This is a genomic window from Pseudorhodoplanes sp. (assembly GCF_046289595.1).
Classification (GTDB): Bacteria; Pseudomonadota; Alphaproteobacteria; order Rhizobiales; family Xanthobacteraceae; genus Pseudorhodoplanes.
Genome location: NZ_JBKBVB010000042.1, coordinates 13,894 through 34,252, shown reverse-complemented (window position 1 = coordinate 34,252; position 20,359 = coordinate 13,894). Strand labels below are relative to the sequence as shown.

General features: G+C 64.7%; 23 protein-coding genes and 1 pseudogene. 7 read left to right on the top strand and 17 right to left on the bottom strand.

What is annotated here, in order from left to right:
- A partial coding sequence (gene ctrA, locus ACK41X_RS11050) for a response regulator transcription factor CtrA (protein ID WP_409722690.1) occupies positions 1 to 659 on the bottom strand: 659 nt, incomplete at its 3' end.
- Positions 660 to 1,139: 480 nt separating this feature from the next.
- Here ctrA and fliI point away from each other — a divergent pair.
- Together fliI and fliJ are read left to right on the top strand one after the other, a co-directional pair.
- Positions 1,140 to 2,465 (top strand): flagellar protein export ATPase FliI, encoded by a 1,326-nt coding sequence (gene fliI / locus ACK41X_RS11045; RefSeq protein ID WP_409722687.1) that lies wholly within the window; start codon positions 1,140 to 1,142, stop codon positions 2,463 to 2,465.
- A gap of 84 nt (positions 2,466 to 2,549) precedes the next feature.
- Entirely contained in the window at positions 2,550 to 2,969 is a 420-nt protein-coding gene (fliJ, locus tag ACK41X_RS11040) for a flagellar export protein FliJ (RefSeq protein ID WP_409722684.1), read from the top strand.
- A 37-nt stretch (positions 2,970 to 3,006) separates the two neighbouring features.
- On the opposite strand, the gene ACK41X_RS11035 is transcribed toward fliJ, so the two are convergent.
- Complete coding sequence (locus ACK41X_RS11035; RefSeq protein ID WP_409722681.1) at positions 3,007 to 3,873, bottom strand: hypothetical protein; 867 nt, start codon at positions 3,871 to 3,873, stop codon at positions 3,007 to 3,009.
- A 116-nt stretch (positions 3,874 to 3,989) separates the two neighbouring features.
- Between ACK41X_RS11035 and ACK41X_RS11030 the strand changes: the two genes are divergently transcribed.
- Positions 3,990 to 4,268, top strand: a complete 279-nt coding sequence (locus ACK41X_RS11030) for a hypothetical protein (protein ID WP_409722678.1) — start codon at positions 3,990 to 3,992, stop codon at positions 4,266 to 4,268.
- Positions 4,265 to 4,696, top strand: coding sequence for a type II toxin-antitoxin system VapC family toxin (locus ACK41X_RS11025; RefSeq protein WP_409722675.1), 432 nt, complete (start codon positions 4,265 to 4,267; stop codon positions 4,694 to 4,696). The genes ACK41X_RS11030 and ACK41X_RS11025 overlap by 4 nt, the downstream gene beginning before the upstream one ends.
- A gap of 183 nt (positions 4,697 to 4,879) precedes the next feature.
- Here the strand turns inward: ACK41X_RS11025 and ACK41X_RS11020 are convergent.
- Together ACK41X_RS11020 and ACK41X_RS11015 are read right to left on the bottom strand one after the other, a co-directional pair.
- Positions 4,880 to 4,960: pseudogene (locus ACK41X_RS11020) on the bottom strand (nucleoside diphosphate kinase regulator); the annotation flags it as partial.
- Positions 4,945 to 5,133, bottom strand: a complete 189-nt coding sequence (locus tag ACK41X_RS11015) for a hypothetical protein (RefSeq protein WP_409722672.1) — start codon at positions 5,131 to 5,133, stop codon at positions 4,945 to 4,947. The pseudogene ACK41X_RS11020 and the gene ACK41X_RS11015, both read right to left, overlap by 16 nt.
- Before the next feature lie 312 nt (positions 5,134 to 5,445).
- Here ACK41X_RS11015 and ACK41X_RS11010 point away from each other — a divergent pair, with 312 nt between their 5' ends.
- Together ACK41X_RS11010 and ACK41X_RS11005 are read left to right on the top strand one after the other, a co-directional pair.
- Complete coding sequence (locus ACK41X_RS11010) at positions 5,446 to 5,991, top strand: sigma-70 family RNA polymerase sigma factor (RefSeq protein WP_409722669.1); 546 nt, start codon at positions 5,446 to 5,448, stop codon at positions 5,989 to 5,991.
- Between the two features lie 16 nt (positions 5,992 to 6,007).
- The gene (locus ACK41X_RS11005) at positions 6,008 to 6,727 is read left to right on the top strand and encodes an anti-sigma factor domain-containing protein (protein ID WP_409722667.1); all 720 of its coding nucleotides are present in this window, start codon (positions 6,008 to 6,010) and stop codon (positions 6,725 to 6,727) included.
- 146 nt (positions 6,728 to 6,873) lie between these two features.
- Here ACK41X_RS11005 and ACK41X_RS11000 read toward each other — a convergent pair whose 3' ends face one another.
- Both ACK41X_RS11000 and flhA read right to left on the bottom strand, forming a co-directional pair.
- Positions 6,874 to 7,095: a hypothetical protein gene (locus ACK41X_RS11000; protein ID WP_409722664.1), complete on the bottom strand. Its 222-nt coding sequence runs from the start codon at positions 7,093 to 7,095 to the stop codon at positions 6,874 to 6,876.
- A gap of 239 nt (positions 7,096 to 7,334) precedes the next feature.
- The gene (flhA, locus tag ACK41X_RS10995) at positions 7,335 to 9,404 is read right to left on the bottom strand and encodes a flagellar biosynthesis protein FlhA (protein WP_409722692.1); all 2,070 of its coding nucleotides are present in this window, start codon (positions 9,402 to 9,404) and stop codon (positions 7,335 to 7,337) included.
- A 177-nt stretch (positions 9,405 to 9,581) separates the two neighbouring features.
- On the opposite strand from flhA, the gene ACK41X_RS10990 reads away from it, so the two are divergent.
- Positions 9,582 to 10,028 (top strand): PaaI family thioesterase, encoded by a 447-nt coding sequence (locus ACK41X_RS10990; RefSeq protein WP_409722661.1) that lies wholly within the window; start codon positions 9,582 to 9,584, stop codon positions 10,026 to 10,028.
- A 34-nt stretch (positions 10,029 to 10,062) separates the two neighbouring features.
- Here ACK41X_RS10990 and ACK41X_RS10985 read toward each other — a convergent pair whose 3' ends face one another.
- The 11 genes from ACK41X_RS10985 to ACK41X_RS10935 form a co-directional block, all read right to left on the bottom strand.
- Positions 10,063 to 11,142, bottom strand: a complete 1,080-nt coding sequence (locus ACK41X_RS10985) for a DUF1176 domain-containing protein (protein ID WP_409722658.1) — start codon at positions 11,140 to 11,142, stop codon at positions 10,063 to 10,065.
- A 24-nt stretch (positions 11,143 to 11,166) separates the two neighbouring features.
- Positions 11,167 to 11,508 (bottom strand): DUF952 domain-containing protein, encoded by a 342-nt coding sequence (locus tag ACK41X_RS10980; protein WP_409722655.1) that lies wholly within the window; start codon positions 11,506 to 11,508, stop codon positions 11,167 to 11,169.
- Between the two features lie 120 nt (positions 11,509 to 11,628).
- Positions 11,629 to 13,011: a sigma-54 interaction domain-containing protein gene (locus tag ACK41X_RS10975; RefSeq protein ID WP_409722652.1), complete on the bottom strand. Its 1,383-nt coding sequence runs from the start codon at positions 13,009 to 13,011 to the stop codon at positions 11,629 to 11,631.
- 32 nt (positions 13,012 to 13,043) lie between these two features.
- Positions 13,044 to 13,397 (bottom strand): flagellar motor switch protein FliN, encoded by a 354-nt coding sequence (fliN, locus tag ACK41X_RS10970; protein ID WP_409722649.1) that lies wholly within the window; start codon positions 13,395 to 13,397, stop codon positions 13,044 to 13,046.
- Positions 13,390 to 14,040, bottom strand: coding sequence for a flagellar assembly protein FliH (gene fliH, locus ACK41X_RS10965; protein WP_409722647.1), 651 nt, complete (start codon positions 14,038 to 14,040; stop codon positions 13,390 to 13,392). The genes fliN and fliH overlap by 8 nt, the downstream gene beginning before the upstream one ends.
- On the bottom strand, positions 14,040 to 15,131 hold the full coding sequence (gene fliG / locus ACK41X_RS10960; RefSeq protein ID WP_409722644.1) for a flagellar motor switch protein FliG: 1,092 nt from the start codon (positions 15,129 to 15,131) through the stop codon (positions 14,040 to 14,042). The genes fliH and fliG overlap by 1 nt, the downstream gene beginning before the upstream one ends.
- An 8-nt stretch (positions 15,132 to 15,139) precedes the next feature.
- Positions 15,140 to 16,819 (bottom strand): flagellar basal-body MS-ring/collar protein FliF, encoded by a 1,680-nt coding sequence (fliF, locus tag ACK41X_RS10955; RefSeq protein WP_409722641.1) that lies wholly within the window; start codon positions 16,817 to 16,819, stop codon positions 15,140 to 15,142.
- Positions 16,820 to 17,048: 229 nt separating this feature from the next.
- Positions 17,049 to 17,441: a hypothetical protein gene (locus tag ACK41X_RS10950; RefSeq protein ID WP_409722638.1), complete on the bottom strand. Its 393-nt coding sequence runs from the start codon at positions 17,439 to 17,441 to the stop codon at positions 17,049 to 17,051.
- A gap of 197 nt (positions 17,442 to 17,638) precedes the next feature.
- Positions 17,639 to 17,914, bottom strand: coding sequence for a DUF1153 domain-containing protein (locus ACK41X_RS10945; protein WP_409722635.1), 276 nt, complete (start codon positions 17,912 to 17,914; stop codon positions 17,639 to 17,641).
- Between the two features lie 156 nt (positions 17,915 to 18,070).
- Positions 18,071 to 18,760 carry a flagellar hook assembly protein FlgD gene (locus ACK41X_RS10940; protein WP_409722633.1) on the bottom strand — a complete coding sequence of 230 codons (690 nt, stop codon included), beginning with the start codon at positions 18,758 to 18,760 and terminating at the stop codon, positions 18,071 to 18,073.
- Positions 18,761 to 18,778: 18 nt separating this feature from the next.
- The gene (locus ACK41X_RS10935) at positions 18,779 to 19,933 is read right to left on the bottom strand and encodes a flagellar hook-length control protein FliK (protein ID WP_409722630.1); all 1,155 of its coding nucleotides are present in this window, start codon (positions 19,931 to 19,933) and stop codon (positions 18,779 to 18,781) included.
- Between the last annotated feature and the right edge of the window lie 426 nt (positions 19,934 to 20,359).

Below are 20,359 nucleotides of genomic sequence, written 5' to 3'. Positions count from 1 at the left end.
ACATAGCCGCGGCCCCACACCGTCTCGATGTAGTTCTTGCCGTTCGAGGCATTCGCAAGCTTCTTGCGCAGCTTGCAGATGAATACGTCGATGATCTTGAGTTCGGGCTCGTCCATGCCGCCATAGAGATGATTGAGGAACATCTCCTTGGTCAGCGTCGTGCCCTTGCGGAGCGAAAGCAGCTCCAGCATCTGATATTCCTTGCCGGTCAGATGCACGCGCTGGCCGTGGACCTCGACCGTCTTCTGGTCGAGATTGACGACGAGATCGCCGGTGTTGATGACGGACTGGGCATGGCCCTTGGAGCGGCGCACGATCGCGTGGATGCGGGCGACGAGTTCGTCCTTGTGGAACGGCTTGGTCATGTAGTCGTCGGCGCCGAAACCGAGACCCCGGACCTTGTCCTCGATGCCGGCCAGGCCGGAGAGGATCAGAATCGGCGTTTTCACCTTCGCGACGCGAAGGGAACGCAGGACCTCGAAGCCCGACATGTCGGGCAGGTTCAGATCCAGAAGGATGATGTCGTAGTCGTAGAGTTTGCCGAGATCGACGCCTTCTTCACCAAGGTCGGTGGTGTAGACGTTGAAGCTCTCGGATTTGAGCATCAACTCGATCGACTGCGCCGTCGCGCTATCGTCCTCGATCAGCAAAACGCGCATGCCAGTCCCCTCTCTCGCCGCTGCGGGGCCCCTATCAGGTCGGCACGCCGGGAGCGGCGGCCTTTCAAACGCCTTGCAACAATACGATTCGGGAACGCTAGCCCCACATGGTTAACAAAAGCTGATTCCGGTTCGCAAGGCCGATCTAGGCAGCAGCCGTCGAATCGGCCTAAATTCTTATCCGGGTACAGCTTTTTCCCCGTGCGAGAGTTCATGTTCCGCGTCAAGAATCGGAATGAACCGACTCCCGGGGCCAGCCCTTGATTTCTGTCGCCGGCAAGCCCTTTCGCACCGTCACAGGAACGGTGACGCAATGATTAACGACGCGGGTAAACACGACGTTAAGACCGCCGCACAGGCGGTAACTTTAAGCGCGTGTGAAGAGGGGCGACGTTTCGCGACTCTTGTTGTCCCTCCCCGCAAGGGTGGGGGGCGCGGCGGCATGCAGTGCGGGGAACGTGCGATGGTGGCGTCATTCGCATGAAAGCCCTGGCCGAGCAGATCGCCGAACTCGACGGCGTCGAAATCTTTGGCCGCGTCGTTGGCGTGCGCGGCCTGATGGTCGAGGTGGCGGGGCCGATCCACGCGATGTCGGTCGGCTGCAAGGTCACGATCGAGACTGCGCCCGGCCGCGCCATCGCGGGCGAAGTGGTCGGCTTTTCCGGGAACAATGCGCTGCTGATGCCGTTCGGGGCGCTCGACGGCGTGCGGAGCGGCTGCCGCACCGTGGTTTCCGCAGCGCCGACTGCAGTGCGGCCCCCGGATGGCTGGCTCGGCCGGGTCGTCAACGCCATGGGCGAGCCGATCGACGGCAAGGGCCCACTGCCGGCGGGACCGTCCCCATATCCGTTCCGCGCTGCGCCACCACCGGCCCATGCGCGAAAGCGTGTCGGAGCCCCGCTCGATCTCGGTGTGCGCGCGCTCAATACCTTTCTCACCTGCTGCCGCGGCCAGCGCATGGGTATTTTCGCAGGCTCGGGTGTCGGCAAGTCGGTGCTGCTGTCGATGCTGGCGCGCAATGTCGAGGCCGATGTGTCGGTCATTGGCCTGGTCGGCGAGCGCGGCCGTGAGGTGCAGGAATTCCTGCAGGAGGATCTGGGCGAGGCGGGGCTGAAGCGCGCGGTGGTGGTGGTTGCGACGTCCGACGAGCCCGCCTTGATGCGCCGGCAGGCGGCGTATCTCACGCTGGCGATTGCCGAATATTTCCGCGACGAGGGCCGCGACGTGCTGGCGCTGATGGATTCTGTGACGCGCTTTGCGATGGCGCAGCGCGAGATCGGGCTGTCGGCCGGCGAACCGCCGACCGCCAAGGGCTATACCCCGACCGTGTTCTCCGAATTGCCGCGGCTTCTGGAGCGGGCCGGGCCGGGGACCGATCACGGCACCATCACCGGGCTGTTCACGGTGCTGGTCGACGGCGACGACCATAACGAGCCGATCGCCGATGCCGTGCGCGGCATTCTGGACGGCCATGTCGTGATGCAGCGCGCCATCGCCGAGCGCGGACGCTATCCGGCCATCAATGTCCTCAAATCGGTGTCGCGGACCATGCCGCGCTCCGCCGACCCGGCATTCCTGCCGGTCATCACGCGGGCCAAACAGGTCATGGCGACCTATGCCGACATGGAAGAACTGATCCGGCTCGGGGCCTACCGGCCCGGTTCGAGCGCGGAGGTGGACGAGGCGATCCGCCTGCATCAGCCGCTGGAGGACTTTCTCGGTCAGGCCAAGGACGACAAGACCACCCTCGCCGAAGGATATCAGCGGCTTGCCGGCATTCTCAGTGATCTGGAAACAAAAAAATAACGATAGCGCGGCACGATGTCGCCATAAGCGTTCGTGCGGGTTTCGCGCGGCGTTCGGAATTGGGGCTTCGGGGAGTGTGTGTCGATGAAGTCGCGTGAGACGCTGATCCGGCTACGCAAATTTCAGGTGGACGAAAAGCGCCGCCGGACAATGCAGATCGAGACCATGATCGCCGAGTTCGAGCGCATGAGCGCCGATCTCGAGCGCGAGGTGAAGGCCGAACAGGACCGCGCCGGCATTCAGGATCCTTCGCATTTCGCCTATCCGACCTATGCCAAGGCCGCGAACCAGCGCAAAGAGAATCTCAAGCGCTCGATCGACGAACTGCGCGTTCAGCTTGAAGAGGCCAAGGTCCAGCTGGCGGAAGCCTTCGAGGAACTGAAGAAGGTCGAATTGCTCGACGAGCGCGATCAGGCGCGCGAGCGCGCCGAACACGATGCCCGCGAGCAGATGGAGCTCGATTCCATCGGCATCATGCGCATCAAGAACGCCGTCCGCGCCTGACGCCTGCTGCACGGCGCAGCGGCGCGAAGCCGACCGCTCAGTTGACGGGCTTCGCCGGAAACTGCTCGCGTCCCTGGCGCGGATAATAGCACTGCATCGGCATGTTGCCCGATGCTGCGTCGCAGGTGCGGCGCCTGAGCTGTGGCGCAAAGCCAAGCTGGCCGTCGGCCTCCCGCTCAAAATAGACGTTGGGCGCTGCGGCGCGCTGCGGCGCTGCAGGCCGGGCGGGCGGCCTTGCCGCCTCGCGTGTCGCGCGGCGCGGCGCGGCCGGTTCGCGGAGCGTCTGTCTGGGGGCGGCGTTGCGTGGCTCCGCCTGTTTCGAAGCGGCGTTGCCGATCTGCGGGCGCCGGGGCGGCAGCGGCGTCATGGCGTCTTGCAGCGCACGTCCGGCAGATGGGACGGGCGTTTCCGGCGCGCTATTCGCAGCAGCGGCAGGCACGGCATTCTGCGCAACGGCGCGCGTATCGCCCTGCAGCGTTTGCACAGAGCCACTGATCGCATCCTCGGCCACGGCATCGGCGGACGCCGTGGCCTCAGTTTCCGGCGCGCCGGCGAGGGAGGCCGACGCCGGGTCGCGGTCACCGGGTTGCGCGGGCGCAGCCGGTGGAGCTGCGTTCGAACCGGCCACCTCCACGCTCGCATCGCGATGCCAGCGGTAGGCGCTCTCGGCTGCGAGCAAGCCGGCGGTCACGAACGCGGCGAGCAGCGCGTAGGCTGCGGCGCGCCTGACGGTCCAGAATGACGGATTTGCGGGCAACTCACGCATGACAATGCTCGGACGCTTGGTTTTATCGGAACCCGTCCTGATTTTTGCGGCCTCTTGGCTGCTCACATAGGGATTCAACCGACGAGGTCCACCCGTGTCGAGCGGGTTTTGGAAACGTGCTGAACGGCGTGATTGCATCGGATCGAACCGGATCGGTTCCGTTAACGGTGCTGAGCTCCGGCGGCGTGCCACCGCTGCGGCGGCGCCTTGCCCGACGTTGACATACCGACATACACTGGGATATGTCTTGACATATGATCGAGCGCACCACCGTCAGATTGCCCGCGGAATTGCTCGACCGCGCGCGCCGCAAGGCCGCCGCGGAAGGCCGCACGCTGACCTCCCTGATTGAGGAGGGGCTGCGGGACAAGGTGGAGGCCAATCCGAAAAAGCGCCCGGACAAACGCGTCATGCCCCGCGTCAGCAAGGCAAAGGGTGGCCCCCGTCCCGGCTTCGAAGACAACCCGCATCGTATTGCGCAGGACATCGAAGACCTCGATTACGTGGAACGGATGAGGCGGAGCTTCGAGTGATCCTGCCGGACATCAACGTACTGATTTATGCGTTCCGGGAAGACGCGCCGCTTCATGCGGTGTCCCGCTCCTGGTTGCGGGAGGTTATCGAAGGACCTTCTCGGTTCGGTGTTTCGCCCGTTGCTCTAAGCGCCGTGATCCGCATCACCACGAATGTTCGCGCCTATGCGCCCGCGAGCAGCTTGGAAGACGCCATCGGCTATTGCGAAGACATCCTCGGCCAGCCGCACTGTCAGGAAGTGGTGCCGGGGCCGCGGCATTGGGAGATATTCCGGGGCCTATGTGCGTCGACCCGCACGACTGACCCTGCCGTAACAGATGCCTGGTACGCCGCCCTTGCGATCGAGTGGGGCTGCGAATGGATCACGTTCGACCGCGGTTTCGCGCGGTTTCCGGGACTGAAATGGAATATGCCGAAGGCGACGTAACCGCGGTGCCGATTCGGCGATCAGATTGTGCTGCGCACCCGTCAATTCACCGCGTCTACCGCAATCACCGTCAAAGAGCGGCGGCTGCCGCTCACGGTTCGCCATTCGATCGACTGACCGGGCGGACAGGCCGATCAGCGCCGCGCCGACCGGCGTCAGCACCGAAATCCGGCCCTCCGACAGATCGGCCTCCTCGGGATCGACCAGCACGACCGTGCGAACCTGCGCGGTGACGTCGTCGCGGAACGTCACGCGCGAGCCCATCGCAACCAGGCCTGGCAGACGTTCGGCCGTGTCACAATCTTTGCGCGGTCGATTTCGCGCGCCAGGAAATCGCCAGCCTGCGGTCCGCTCGCGCGATCGGCAAGGCGGGTGAGTTTCTCGGCGTCACCCCGTGTCAGGGTGATCGGGGGCAGTTCGGACTGAAAATGGTTCATGCTGATCTCCTTCTGGCCCGGAGCGGAACGGCGCAACGCGGCCTCGGTGCCGGCGCGGGGCCGCGATCTTTTCGAAGCGTGTGAGCGGGAGGATGGTGCGAAAAAGCGAGAATGGTCAGCCCGGAAGGCTGACGTGCCCAGCCATCCGGGTCAGCGGTCTGCGTGCAGGCGGCCGGCGCGAAGCAGGGGACGGATCAGGCGCGCAATCCGAATAGGAAGGAGTTTGAAATCGGAAGTCAATCAGGGCGTAATTTGCCCGGCGGGTCCGGGGCCATGCTATGTCTAGAACGGTCTTTTGCCCGGGACTGCCTGATGCTGACGCCTGCCGATCTTTCCACGCTGCTCGCTGCCACCGCCCAGGGCGACCGCATCGCCTTCGAGCGGCTTTACGTGGCCACCCGGGCGAAACTCTACGGCGTCGTCATTCGTATCTTGAAGCGTCAGGACCTCGCCGACGAGGTAATGCAGGAAACCTATATCAAAATCTGGGGCAATGCCGGCTCGTTCGATCCGTCCAAAGCCTCTCCCATCACCTGGATGGTTACGATTGCGCGCAACCGGGCGATCGATCTTGTTCGCAAGCGCAGCGAGGCCTCGATCGAGGAGGAGCCCGAAGCGATGGACGTTGCCGCCGATATCCCCAATCCGCTGGCAGCGCGCGAGCTGAGCGAGGATTTGAGGCGGCTGATGGGATGCATCGGCACGCTGGATACCGACCGCAAGCAGATGGTGCTGCTGGCTTATTATAACGGGTTGAGCCGCGAGCAATTGGCGGCGAAGTTCCGAAAGCCCGTCAACACGATCAAGACCTGGCTGCGACGGAGCCTGATCGAGATCCGGGAATGTCTCGGATCGTGAGAGGGCGGATATGACAATGGACGAAGACCACGACATCCTGGCCGCCGAATATGCGCTCGGAACGCTCGACGCGCCCGAACGCGCGCAGGCCGAGCGCCTGATTGCGGACGACCGGGATTTCGCAGAGCGCGTCGCGTTCTGGGAGCGGCGGCTGTCATTGCTTGCCGAAGCCGCCGAGGGCGTCGAGCCGCCGGCATCGCTGTGGACGAAAATCGCGGCCGCTCTGCCGGGGGCTGCCTCGGCCGTGGGCTTGCCGTCCGGCAGCGCCGAGGTCATCGATCTTACGCGGCGCCTGAAGCGATGGCGCAATCTCGCCTATGCCACGACTGCGCTCGCTGCGTCTTTGTTGGTCTTTGTCGGCATCCGCGAGGCCTATCAGCCGCGGCCCGATGCCGGGCGTTATGTTGCCGTCCTGCAGGCTGACAAGGTGTCGCCGGGCTTCCTGCTGACGGTCGATCTGCGGACCAAGGAATTCACGGTGCGCCGTGTCGGCGCCGATGCGCCGCGCGACCGGTCCTATGAGCTTTGGCTGGTCCACGACAAGTTTCCGCGGCCCCGTTCGCTTGGGCTGATCGGCGACCACGAGTTCACCCGCTCGCAGCTCGCCGCCTATGATCCGCAGATTATCAACGAAGCCACATACGCGGTGACGGTTGAACCACCCGGCGGTTCGCCGACCGGCGTCGCCACCGGGCCGATCGTTTATGTCGGCAAGCTGATTGAGGCGGTGCCCTAGATAGATCGCTCGCCGTCAGAGCGCCGTGCGCGATTTTCCGAAAATCAGCGACAGGGCGCGCACAAAAAAGTTGCGCCCCCTTGGGGGAGAGGGGGCGCAACACACAACGTTGATCCCTGGGGGGAGGGAGATTCAACGTCAGAAAACTAGCGGATCGTACCGAGGCCACCGGCTGTGGTGGTGGCCGTTCCGGCGCGGATCACCGGGCCCGACGCATCAAACCGCTGGGCGAAGGTGTCGGCGCCCGTGGAGAAATTCGGTTTGGCCAGGATGCCCACGCCAACCACCATGATGGCGGCAATAAGCGAAACGACAACCACCTTCAGATGGGTCGCGCTATCGGCGGTGCGCAGCGAGGAATTGTTCATGACACGTCCCTGCCTGTCCTGGTGTCCCGCATTTTTTGTCGGGACCGCATGCCGCCCGGTTCAATCCCGACGACGTAGCAGGAACGTAGTACGGCGCTTTCCGTTCCGCATCGGGCGTTCACATCTCGTTGACCAGATGTGAAAGGACGTGACTGTTGCGATCCGGCCGCGTCGGGCCGCATGGCGCATTAACGATTTGTTAACCGCAAATTTTGTGCGCGCGCAGCCAGAGACGATTGTCAGATGCTGCCGACCGTCTTCAACCGTGCGCGCGGATGGATTTCCGCCTGTGAGAGGACAGGCGTCTGCGAGCGGAAACGTTCCACGATGCCCCGCACGAACGGCCGGATTGACGCCGATGTGACCAGCACCGGGGCTTCGCCCTGGCGCGCCGCCTCCTCGAAGCGTTCACGAATGAGTGTGATGAATTCCGAGAGCTTCGAGGGCTGCATTGCCAGCGTGCGCTCGTCGCCCTGGCCGATGATGGAGTCGGCGAAGGCCTGCTCCCATTTCGCCGACATGGCGATCAGCGGCAGATAACCCGAATGCGATGTGTGCTGTGCGCAAATCTGCCGCGCCAGCCGCGCGCGGACATGCTCGGCGATCTGCGCCGGATTGCGGGTGAACGACACCGCGTCGGCGACGCCTTCCAGGATCGTGGAGAGATCGCGGATCGAGACGCGCTCGGCGAGCAGCATTTGCAGCACCCGCTGAATGCCCGACATCGAAATCTGAGCGGGCACGATATCCTTGAGCAGCTCGGCCTGTTCCTTGGGCAATTCCTTCAGCAGCTTGGAGACTTCCGCATAGGAGAGCAGGTCGGAAACATTGGCCTTCAAGAGCTCGGTCAGGTGCGTCGACAACACCGTTGCGGCATCCACGACCGTATAACCCTTGATCGCGGCCTCTTCCTTGTGCGCCGCATCCACCCAGGTGGCCGGAAGGCCGAAGGTCGGCTCGATGGTGTGGATGCCGGGCAGGTTTACCTGGCCGCCGTTTGGATCCATGACCATGAACTGGTTCGGCCACAGCTTGCCGGAGCCGGCCTCCACCTCCTTGATCTTGATGACATAGGTGTTGGCGTCGCTCTGCACATTGTCGAGAATGCGCACCGCCGGCATCACGAAGCCCATCTCCAGCGCCAGCGCGCGGCGCAGCGCCTTGATCTGTTCGGTCAGGCGGTCGCCGCCATCCTGGGTATTGACCAGCGGCAAGAGCGCATAGCCGAGCTCGATCTTGAGGTCGTCAATCTTGAGCGATTGCGAAATAGGCTCTTCGGCGGGCGCCGCGGCGGCAGCGGCGGCGGCTGTCTTCTCGGATTTGGCCGCGTCGGCCATCGCCTTGTGCTGCTTGCCGAGGTGCCACGCCAGCGCGCTGGCGCCGCCGCCGAGCAGCAGGAAGGGCAGCATCGGAATGCCAGGCAACAGCGCCATGATCAGCATCACCGCCCCTGACATGCCGAGTGCCTTCGGATAGCCGGAGAGCTGCTTCATCAGCGCCTTGTCGGCGGCGCCCGAAACGCCCGATTTCGAGACCAGCAGGCCCGCCGCAGTCGAGACGATCAGCGCCGGGATCTGGGTGACAAGGCCGTCGCCGACGGTCAGCAGCGTGTAGGCCTTCGCGGCATCGAGAAAACCCATATTCTGCTGGGCGACGCCGATGATTATGCCGCCGATCACGTTGATGAACACGATCAGGAGGCCTGCGATGGCGTCGCCGCGCACGAATTTCGAGGCGCCGTCCATGGCGCCGAAGAAGCCGCTTTCGTCCTCCAGCTCCTTGCGGCGGCGGCGGGCTTCGGTCTCGTCGATCAGACCGGCGGACAGGTCGGCGTCGATCGCCATCTGCTTGCCGGGCATGGCATCGAGGTGGAAGCGGGCTGCGACTTCAGCGATGCGGCCCGAGCCCTTGGTGATGACCACGAAATTCACGATGATCAGGATCGTGAACACGATGATCCCGATCACGAAATTGCCGGCCATCACGAAATTGCCGAATGCCTCGATGACGTGGCCGGCCGCGGCCGGTCCCTCGTGTCCGTTTGCCAGGATCAGCCGTGTCGAGGCGAGATTGAGCGCCAGCCGAAGCATGGTCGCGATCAGGAGCACGGTCGGGAAGGCGGAGAATTCCAGCGGTCCGTGGATGAACAGCGCCGTCATCAGGATCAGCACCGAGATCGTGATCGATACCGCGAGGAACATGTCGAGCGCCATCGGCGGCAGCGGCAGGATCAGGACAACGAGGATCGTCATCACGCCCGCGGCGAGCATCAGGTCGCCGCGCTTGGCGAGTTGCGCAATCTCGTGCATGGCGGGCAGCGCGAAGCGCCCGCGTGCCGGAGCTGCCGTGATGTCGGACATTCGGAACCCGAAAAACCCCTGAACCTGCTAGGTAATATTTGCCCGGTTTATGGTTAGGGAAGGGTTAACGGGGGTGGCGCGGCACCGCGGAGTTCTTAAGGTCCGCGGTCGAAACGGGGGCTTTTCATGGCGCAATCGGAAAATGCGGCGTTCGACTTGCACGCAGCGCAGCATCTGCTGGACGGAGTTTTCGCGCCCTGGGTCCGCGACTTGACCCTGAGCGTCGAGGCGATTCATCCGCCCGGCAGCGACGGCGGGGCTGGGGCCAGCTTGCGGATGAAATTCTCCGAGCGGCTCTGCCGCGAGGGTGGCATGATCTGCGGCCAGGCGCTGATGGCGCTGGCCGACACTGCGATGGTGTTTGCGGTGGCGTCGGCCTGCGGGCGCTACCGGCCGATGACCACGGTGGACCAGACCTCGCACTTTCTGAAACCCGCCGCCAATGCCGATGTGCTGGCGGACGCGCGGATCGTGCGCCTCGGCCGCAGCATGGCCTTCGGACAGGTGCTGCTGACGACCGCCTTCGATCCCAAACCGGTCGCGATGGTGTCGAGCGCCTATGCGCTGATGTAAGGGGTGCACGGCCCATTGGCCCCAGCCGGCAGGGTTACCGCTTCACCTCCGCACGCCACGTCACCGGCCAGTCGTCCGCAGGGATCAGGCGGCACTCGCCCATCGTCCGCTGAAGCGCCAGCTGGAACGCCTTGCCGTCCCACACCCATTTTTCCTCAATGCCGCAATCGCCGATGCCGCGGCCCTTGTTGAAGCTGGTCAGCGTCATGGTCTGCGGATCGAAGGAGGGATTCGTCAGTCCGGATCGCGGTGCGTCCTTGTCGCCGAGGCCGGGCGGCCTGCGAAAGTCGGCCGGGCGCAGCGCCTGCGCATTGCCGGCCGGACCGATCAGGAAGACGTTCCAGAAATTATAGGCGCCGCTGCTATCCGGGCAGGTGAACTGATAGAGGAATTGTCCGCCGCCGAGCGGGCTCACGTCCTCGATCTGCGAATTCTTGTCGTTATCGTCGCACAGCGCGCGGCCCCTGGCGAGCAATGCGGGCGAATGGTTCTCCGGCGCCTTCGCATCCGATGGTTTGGCCGCAACGATCACCGGCGCGTTCGGCTGCGGCAGCACGGCGGAGGCGGGCTTCGGCCCGCGCCGCACGACAGCCGTGACGGTGTCGAGCCGCTTCTGCTGGTCATCAATCCACAACAGGGAAGCGGTCGCGCCCGACATCGAGATGCGCGTGACGGCGCCCTCGGGCGGTTTGCCCGCATAGTGGCGCGTGACCACGATGGCTTTGGCCTTGCGGATCGAGTCGATCAGTGCGGACGCGGCATTGCCGCGCGCGATTTCGCTGCGGCGATAATCGGAGCCTTCGCCTTCTTCGCCCCGAAGACTGCCCGACGGCAGGCCGGGCAGGGAGGGGTCGTCGAATGCCACGCTGTACGACTTGGCGCTGCCCAGATCGACCGAGAGCGTGACGATCACCGGCGCATCGGCTGAGCCGCCGCGCTCGATCCGCAGATAGGCGCCGGCTTCGCTTGCATCCGGGCTGGTGGCGAAGGCCGAGCAGTTCCTCAGGTTGTCGCAGGCCGCCAGCCAGTCGCGAAAATCCTTGAAGGATGCGTGAGCGGATGCGGCGGGTAGGATCAGCGCGATCGCGAGCGCGATCCGGGTGTAAGGAGGCATGCGTCAACCTGTCGAGGCGGCCGCTCAGGTCAGCGGCGGAAAGATATGGCGGCCGTCGGCGCCGAGCGGCAGCGGGTCGGCGCGGATCACATGCTCGATTTTCAGCGGTGCGTAAAGATGCGGAAACAGCGCCCCGCCCCGCGAGGGTTCCCATTTCAAGGGAGCGCCCAGCGTGTCGGCATCGACATGCAAAAGCACGAGGTCGCGCTGACCGGCGAAATGCTTCGCGGCGGTTTCTGCCGCCTGCTCTGCGGTGGAAAAATGGATATAGCCGTCCCGGATATCGACATCGGAGCCGCGAAACGCGCCCTCGTCCTGTGCGGCGGCCCAGAGCGAGGCGGGAAGGATTTTGTAGATGGTGGGCATCGGTTTCTCCGCCGTCGTCATGCCCGGGCTTGAGCGGGACATCTACGCCATTTTCATGAATACGAAAACGTGGATGGCCGGGACAAGCCCGGCCATCACGACTGAGTTATGCGCGGCAAATCACCCCGCAAACCGCATCTCGCCGCCATGCGGCGGCGGCACCGGCACGCCGTCGCCGGCATATTCGTTGAGCTTGTTGCGCAGCGTGCGGATCGAGATGCCGAGGATATTTGCCGCATGGGTGCGGTTGCCGAGGCAATGTTTCAGCGTCTCCAGGATCAGGTCGCGCTCGACATCGGCGACGGTGCGGCCGACCAGCGCGCGCGTCACCTGCTCGGCGGCGACGGCGGCATGGGCGACCTGGGGCGCGACCTGGGGCGAAGCCTGCGGCGCGTCGAGCCGGAAGCCGTCCGGCGTCACCAGCGCCTCGGCGCCGATTTCAGGCTGGCTCGACAGCAGCACCGCGCGATGAACCATATTCTCCAGTTCGCGCACGTTGCCGGGCCAGGGATTGATGGCAAGCGCCTGCTTTGCATCCGCCGAAAGCGGGCGTACGGGGAGGCCGTTGGCCGCGGAATATTTCGCGACGAAATGCTCGGCCAGCGCCAGTACGTCCTTGGGCCGTTCGCGCAGCGGCGGAATGCGCAGGTTCACGACATTGAGACGGAACAGGAGATCCTCGCGGAAGGTGCCGTTGCGCGCTGCTTCGCCGAGATTGCGGTTGGAGGTGGCGATGATGCGGATATCGACCGGCACGGGCCTGGTGCCGCCGACGCGGTCGATCACCCGCTCCTGGATGGCGCGCAGCAGTTTCGCCTGCAGCCGCACGTCCATTTCCGAAATTTCGTCGAGCAGGAGGGTGCCGCCATTGGCTTCCTCGAATTTGCCGATGCGGCGTGCGATGGCGCCGGTGAAGGCGCCTTTCTCGTGGCCGAACAGTTCGGATTCCAGCAGCGCCTCAGGGATCGCCGCGCAATTGACGCTGATGAAATGCTTCTTGGCGCGTTTCGAGCGGGAATGGACATAGCGCGCCAGCACCTCCTTGCCGGTGCCGCTTTCGCCGGTGATCAGCACGGACGCATCGGAGCCTGCGATCTGCTGGGCGAGCTTCACCACATGGCCCATCGCATCGTCGCGCCAGACCATCTCGCGGTCGTCGTCGGCGACGGCGGCGAGCACCGCCGCGATCATCTCCGGGTCGGGCGGCAGCGGGATATATTCTTTCGCGCCGGCATGGATGGCGGCAACGGCAGCCTTGGCATTGGTCTCGATGCCGCAGGCCACAACCGGCGCATGGATATGCTCGGCGGCGAGCCGCGCCACCAGATCGGCAATGTCGAGTGCGACATCCACCATCAGAAGATCGGCGCCGCGGCCGGAGCGCAGCACCGCCAGCGCCTGATCGGCGGTGTCGGCGTGGGTCACCGAGGCGCCTTTGTCCATGGCGTATTTGGTGGCGAGCGTGAGCTGGCCTTTCAGGGTGCCGACGATGAGGAGGCGCATGGGCGTGGTCCTTAACTGCTGCCGTTTCTTTGCTAGGCTTTGTCTGCCTTGATGATTTCGGTCATGGTGACGCCGAGCTTGTCCTCGACGAGCACGACCTCGCCGCGGGCGATCAGGCGGTTGTTGACGTAGATGTCGATCGCCTCGCCGACCTTGCGGTCGAGTTCGAGCACGGCGCCGGGACCGAGCCGCAGCAAGTCGGAGACGTCCATGCGGGCGCGGCCGAGAACCGCCGAGACCCGCACCGGCACGTCGAAAATCGCCTCGAGATCGGCCGCGGTCTTGCCGCCGGGTTCGGGCCCGGACGGAGCGATCGCAAGATCGCCCGGCGCCAGCGCGCCGCCTTCCAGATTGGGGAAGGGGACATTGGTGGGATCGTCACTCATCGTTGCTACCTCTCACTTCCGGCGCGCCGCCGGCGTGCCGCGCATCCACGAACCGCCGCACCGTCTCCTCGATCATGGCGTCGGCGGCAGCCCGGTCGCGGATGACACCGCCGTCCGCCCATTCGATGCGGCAATCGCCGATGGCGATGTCGGGCTCCGCCAATACAAGCAGGCGGCCGTCGAATCCGGTCTGCCGGGCAAGCTCGACAAGCTTTCGCTGTGCCTGCTCATACAAGGCGTCATTCACCCGGACCGCGACATGCGGCGTGGCCACGAGTTCGCGGAAGCAATCCCTGGCCAGCGCCTCGACCTCGGCAAACGGCTCGCGCGCAATCAATGCGCCGGCGAGCTTGCGTCCGGCCGCCACCGCAACCTCGACGGCTTCCGCCTCGACCCGCAATTCGACGCTGCTCAGCCCCTGCGTCAGGACCGAGAGCGAATGCGCGATATTCTCCATGGCGATGGCGAGACGGCGCGCGCTCTCCGCGGCAGCCTCCTGCTGGCCGGCCGTAAAGCCGTTGCGGTAGCCGCGCGCCTCCGCCTCGCCGAGCTTCGTCTCGTGCTCGGAAACCGACACTGTATTCGCGGGCTTTGGCTCCCCGAAATCGATGTCGAACATGAATTTCTTCGCGGGCGCGCTCATCAGTAGATCAGCTCCTCGTCGCCGCGCTGCTTGGACAGCACGAGTTCGCCCTTGGCCGCGAGATCCTTGGTCAGGTTGACCAGCAGCACCTGCGCCTCGTCGACGTCCTTGAGCCGTACTGGCCCAAGGTTGGCCATATCGTCCATCAGCATCTTGGCCGCGCGCGAGGACATGTTGGAGAAGAAGAACTGGCGCACCGTTTCGTTGGCGCCCTTGAGCGCAATTGCGAGCTTGTCCTTGTCGACATGGCGCATCAGGGTCTGCGCCGAGCCGGCGTCGAGCTTGACCAGATCGTCGAAGGTGAACATCAGCGCCTTGATGCGCTCGGCGCTGTCGCGGTTGGCCTCTTCCAGCGAGGTCAGGAAGCGGGTCTCGGTCTGGCGGTCGAAATTGTTGAAGATTTCCGCCATCACCTCATGAGAGTCCCGGCGCCGGGTCTTCGAGATGTTGGACATGAATTCGGTGCGCAGGGTCTGCTCGACACGATCCAGCACTTCCTTCTGGATCGATTCCAGCCGCAGCATGCGATTGACCACGTCGAGCGCGAGTTCTTCCGGAAGGATCGAGAGCACGCGGGCGGCATGTTCCGGCCGCAGCTTCGACATGACCACTGCGATCGTCTGCGGATATTCATTCTTCAGATAATTCGCGAGAACCTCTTCCTGAACGTTGGAGAGCTTCTCCCACATGTTGCGGCCGGCCGGTCCGCGGATTTCGTCCATGATGCCGCCGACGCGGTCGGGCGGCAGGAATTGCTGCAGCAGCCGTTCGGTGGCCTCGTAATTTCCCAGAAGCGAGCCCGAGGCCGACAGGCGGCTGACGAATTCGAGCAGCAGGCCTTCGACCAGCTCGGATTCGATGGTGCCGAGCGTGGACATCGTGATCGACAATTGACGCAATTCGTCGTCGTCGAGCAGTTCCCAGATCTTGCCGCCATAGTCTTCGCCGAGTGCCAGCATCAGAACGGCGGCGCGTTCCGGCCCGCTGAGCTGACGCGTCGGGCGCGGCGCCTCGGCCTGACGGCTCGCAAGCCCGGCCATCACGCTGCTGATCTGTTCGCGAGAGCTCTGATTTTCGTTGGGGTTGCTCATGGGGCTTCCTAAGCGGCCTCATGCAGCCATTGACGGATGATGGCGGCGGTCTCGTGCGGATTGCGGTCGGCGAGTTCGCCGACTTTCTTCACCGATTCGGCGTGAACCTGGCCTTGCACCTTGGCGATGTCGATCATCGCCGAGGTGTGGTTCGAAATGGCGACGCTCTGGTCGGTTCCGACGATGGAGACATTCGGGCCCGCGGCAGTGGTGACAGCGGCGCCGCTGCCGGCTGCGCCGGGCAGCCCGGGCACGGAGCCGTCCGGCAGCAGGGTTCCGGCGGGCGGCGTATCCGGGGTCACGATCCTGCGCACCAGCGGACGGACCACAAAGAACAGCACGATCAGGCCGAGGAATCCCATCACCACGAGCTCGATGCCGCGCATGATGTCGTCCTTGGTGAAGTCGCCGATGCCGAGCCAGCCCTTCGGCGTATCGGCGAAGGTCTGCGGCAGTTCGGCGAAGCGCAAGTTGACGATTTCCACCTGATCGCCGCGCCGCTGGTCGAAACCGATCGCCGAACGCACCAGCGCCGCGATCCGGTCAAGCTCCTCCCTGTCGCGCGGGGTATAGACCGACTCGCCGTTGGCGTTGCGGGCATAGGTCCCGTCGACCAGCACCGCGACCGAGATGCGGTTGACGCGGCCGCCCTCGATCACCTCGGTCTTGGTGGTGCGAGAGATTTCGTAATTGACGATTTCCTCGCTCTTGCGATTGTCGCTCTTGTTGCCGCCGTCATTCTGTTGCTGGCGGTTCTGCTGTCCGCCCGGCAATTCGTTGCCCACCGTGACCTGACCTTCGCGCGCTTCCGAGGAATTGGCGCTTTCCTCGCGGGTCTGGCTGGAGCGCACCACGCGGCCTTCCGGATCGAATTTGTCGGTGGTCTGGGTGATGCGGTTGAAGTCGAAATCTGCGGTCAGCTGCACCCGGGCGCGGCCGGGACCGACCACCGAGGACACGATGGTCTCGACATTCTCACGCAGGCGGCGCTCGAAGGCGAGCTTGCGCTCGTCGGCGCCGGCGCCAAGGCCGGACAGGCTGTCATCGGCGCCGTCGGCCAACAGGCGGCCGGCCTCGTCCACGATCGACACGCGGCCGGGCTTCAGCCCGTTGACCGCCGACGCCGCCAGATGACGAATCGCGCGCACCTGTTGAGCTTCCAGAGAACCGCGCAGCTTCAGCACAATCGAGGCCGACGGCTCCTGCCGCTCGCGCGAGAATAACGGGCGCTCCGGCAAGACGAGATGCACGCGCGCGGCCACCACCCGATCGATCGAGCGGATGGTGCGCGCAAGTTCGCCCTCGAGAGCGCGCAAATGATTGATGTTCTGGACGAAGCTTGTCGCGCCCAGCGCGTCGGATTTATCGAAAATCTCGTAGCCAACGCCGCCGCCCTTCGGCAGCCCGGATTCGGCAAGCTTCATGCGAAGGCGCGTGACCGCGTCCTTCGGCACCAGGATGATCGCCCCGTCATTGCGGGTCTGGTAAGGGATCGCCTGGCGCTCCAGATCGCGGATGATCGCCGCCGAGTCCTCGAAGGCGAGGTCGGTGAAGAGCGGGGTCATCGGCACCGCCGTTACCCGCAGGATGATGAATGTAAAGAACCCGATCAGCGCGGCGGCCACCGCGGCCATCGCCATGACGCGTGTCGCACCCAGAGTCTTTACGAACTCGACCAGACCTTGCACCGAATAGGCCCCCCAACGCGCAACCCGGCAATATTTGCCGCGCGCATGGTTTCCATTCGGTTAACGCCGTTAAGGATTGCGTCCGGGCCGTGGCCGACGTCGATTGCGGCCGAAGAGGGAAACAGGGATGCGCATGGGCGAGGGTGTGAGAATAGGACGCGCCAAAGAAAAAAGGGCGAGATCGACCCGCCCCTCCATCATCCTCGCAGCCTGTTCTGGCTGCAGCGCGTCAGTGCCAGCGACGGCACATCTCGTATCGGCCGAACCCGGCGTCGGTAACGCAGGGGGCTGACCGCGCCCGCTTCACGGTCGAAACCTTGACCGGGCGGCGATAAGCGCGTGGCGCGCCGTGGGCGGGAAGCCGCTTCCAGTAATAGCCGCGGACATAGACGTATCGATAGCCGCGGGGTGTGGTGTACAGCGGTTCCCGGAACGCATAGCCGAGCGAGGTATCGACCGGGGACCAGGACGCGCCGCGCGGCCAGGTATAGACCGGCACGGCGCGATAGCCCGGCGGCTCGTGGAAGCCGGCCGCGGCACCGACGGCGAGCTGGCGCGCCGAGGCGGGCAGCGTAATGGCAACAAGCGCCGCGAGCGCAAGAAGAATCGGGCGGATCGGCATGAAGGACTCCGGTGCAGGCATAGCCAGTCTAGCGGGGGCGGGAGCCAACCGGAAGCCGGATTGCGTGGTTTTCGGCAGCTATCGTCCGGGCTGTGGCTAATGAGACAGCCGCGTGGACCGGATGCTCCGATGCGTCAAAAGAAATCGAGCGCGAAAATCGCGCTCGTCACACTTCGGTAACCGGATTTAACCGCAACTTACTGCCGGTATTGCTGAATGCGCGTGGTGCGCAGGCCGGCGAGACCGTGCTGGTCGATCGAGAACTGCCAGGACAGGAATTCCTCGGTCGTGAGCGTATAGCGCTGGCAGGCCTCTTCAAGAGAAAGCAAGCCGCCGCGCACGGCTGCCACCACTTCCGCCTTGCGGCGGATAACCCAGCGCTTGGTCGAGGGCGGCGGCAGGTCCGCAATGGTAAGCGGCGAACCGTCCGGCCCGATCACATACTTGACCCTCGGGCGATGAGGTTCAGTCATCGTTGCACTCATACACTCAACCGACAAACACAAGGGATCGTAGCGTGACCCGCTTAAGATTTGCCTAAGCGCAACATTCAATTGCGAAATGACCGCGGGCCCGGCGACGCGCATGGATTTAACGGCCCGTTAAGGTCGGCACTGCGTTCGGATCAGCTATTGCGCCGAGCTGGAATAGGTCGGACGTACGACCCGCTTGATCTTGTCGAGCGAATAGTCGGTATTGTTGACCGACAGAACCGGCGGCGTCTTGGACACGTCGACCGAATCGACGATGCCCTGAACTTCGGTCGATACCGAGACGTTCTGACCGGCTGCGTCCTTTGCGGTGATCGACAGTTTGTAATCGCCATCGGGCTGCAGCACGCCCGAATTGTTGCGCCCGTCCCAGACGAAGTTCTGAATTCCGGAATTCAGCGAATAGGTGCCGGTGAACACCGTGGCGCCGGCGGAATTGATGATGTTCACGGTCGCGGTCGCAGGCTTGGGCGAGTTGAAGCTCCAGCCCGCGGTCCCGTTCGCAAGCCGCGATGTCTGGCCGTCGATGGCGACGATATGTCCGACGAAGCCGAGCGCCTGGGTCGATTGCGCGGTCTGCTGCAGCGACACCAGGGTTTCGAGTTGCGTGTTGGATTTGAGCTGCTGTTCGACCTGCGCGAATTGCACGAGCTGCGCCGTGAATTGGTTGGTGTCCAGCGGATCCAGCGGATTCTGATTCTTCAGCTGCGTGGTGAGCAACTGCAGAAAGGTGGTGAAGTTGCTCGCAAGCGTGTCGTTCGACGAGCCTGACGAACTCCCGGTGACGGCGGCGGCGACGGAGCTGGTCGTGCTGGAAATCAGTGACATCAGTTTCGTCCTTTTTTGTCAGACGCGAATGTCGAGGCCGCCGCGCAGCGCGGCAAGGCGGGTATAGCCCTGCACGGCGTCGCTCGGCGGCAGATCGGGATCCTGGATCAGGTTCGCTTCGCGGGGCCGCTCGCCATTCTCGCGCCGCTCCGCAAAGCCTTGGTCGCGCAGCGAGAACTCGAGCGCATGGTCCGAGGTCTTGAGGCCTGCCTGCTGCAGGGCGCGTTCGAGCGTCGACTGATCGCGGCGCAACAGGTCGTAGGTATCGGCGCGCTCGATCACGAGCCGCGATTTGACGTTGCCGTCGCGATCGATATCGAGCCGCACGTCGATGCGCCCGAGCTCCGGCGGATCGAGCCTGATTTCGAAACGGGAATTACCGGCGCGGGCCTGAGCCGCGATCTCGACCGCGATGGCATTGATCGGGATCGGCTGGGCCGCGCTGACCGGCGCCTGCACGGCGGGTGATTGCGGCGCGGCGCTGTGTGCCGGGGCAGGAGTCGCAAGCTGGGCGAGTTGCGCCGATGGATCGGCCTGAGCCTTGCCGAAATTTCCGGAATCGTCCGCCGTTGCTCCAAGCTGGGCCGGCGACGTTTTGTCGGTGGCGTCAGAATGGCGAGCGGTAGGGGCCTCGGCCGGTTTCGCTGCGGGTTTTGCGGCCTTGTCGGAATCGTTCGAGTTGGCGGGCGTGCCGTCCCGATCCGCATCGGCGGATTGTGGCGTTGCCGCCGGCAATGGCTGCCCGTCAGCCTCGTCGGACGGCTCGGCTGAATCGGCCGCCGGAGCGCCGGTCGATTGTTGCGCGGCTTTCGCGATCTGCGGCTGCGGGGCGAACGAAGCCGATTGCGTTTGCATCGCAGCCGGGTCCGCATCGGCGTCCATCGTGGGCGTGGCGGGCGCGGGCGATGCAGTCCGCGCCATCTCCGGATCGATCGCGTCGGGTGCGCCCTCGATCTGCTCTGCGGCTTGATCGAGCGGAGCCGAAACTGGTTCGGCGGGCGCCGGCTGTGGCACCGCCGCAGACGTCGCGGCAATGACCGGCGCGAGGGCTTCCGGCAGATCGGAGACGGCCGCTTGATCGGCCGGAGCGGCGTCGGGAGTCGCTGCCGCGGGAGCGTCGCCGGCGTCAATGTGTGCCGGGGCGAAGACTTCGGTCCCGGCGAGAGCCAACAACGCGTCCTCCGGGATGGCCGCAGCGTCTTGTGGAACCGCCGCGGGCGGGGCGTCCGGCGCGGTGTCATCGCCGGTGTCGTGTGAGGAGTGCGCTGTCGCAGACGTGTCGGGCTGCTGTGCGGCCTGGTTGCCGGCGGATGGCGCGGCTGGCCGTTCGGAGGATGTCGCGCGACCGCGCTGCGGAGCGGCGCTTGTGTCTACCGGCCTTGGTGCGGGCCCGGCTTCATCGATCATTGCGGCAAAGCCGCCATCGCCCTGCGGTCCCTTTGACCGGGAACTGCGCTCGCTATGGGGCCGGTGCGAAAGAGCGGACGCTTCCGATACGACACTGGTCACTGAGAACTCCGGAGATATTCCAGAAAAAGGGGGCTGGTTGCCGCCCCACCCGCAGAATGATTTGCAAGCCCTGCGCCAGCCGGTCAGCTC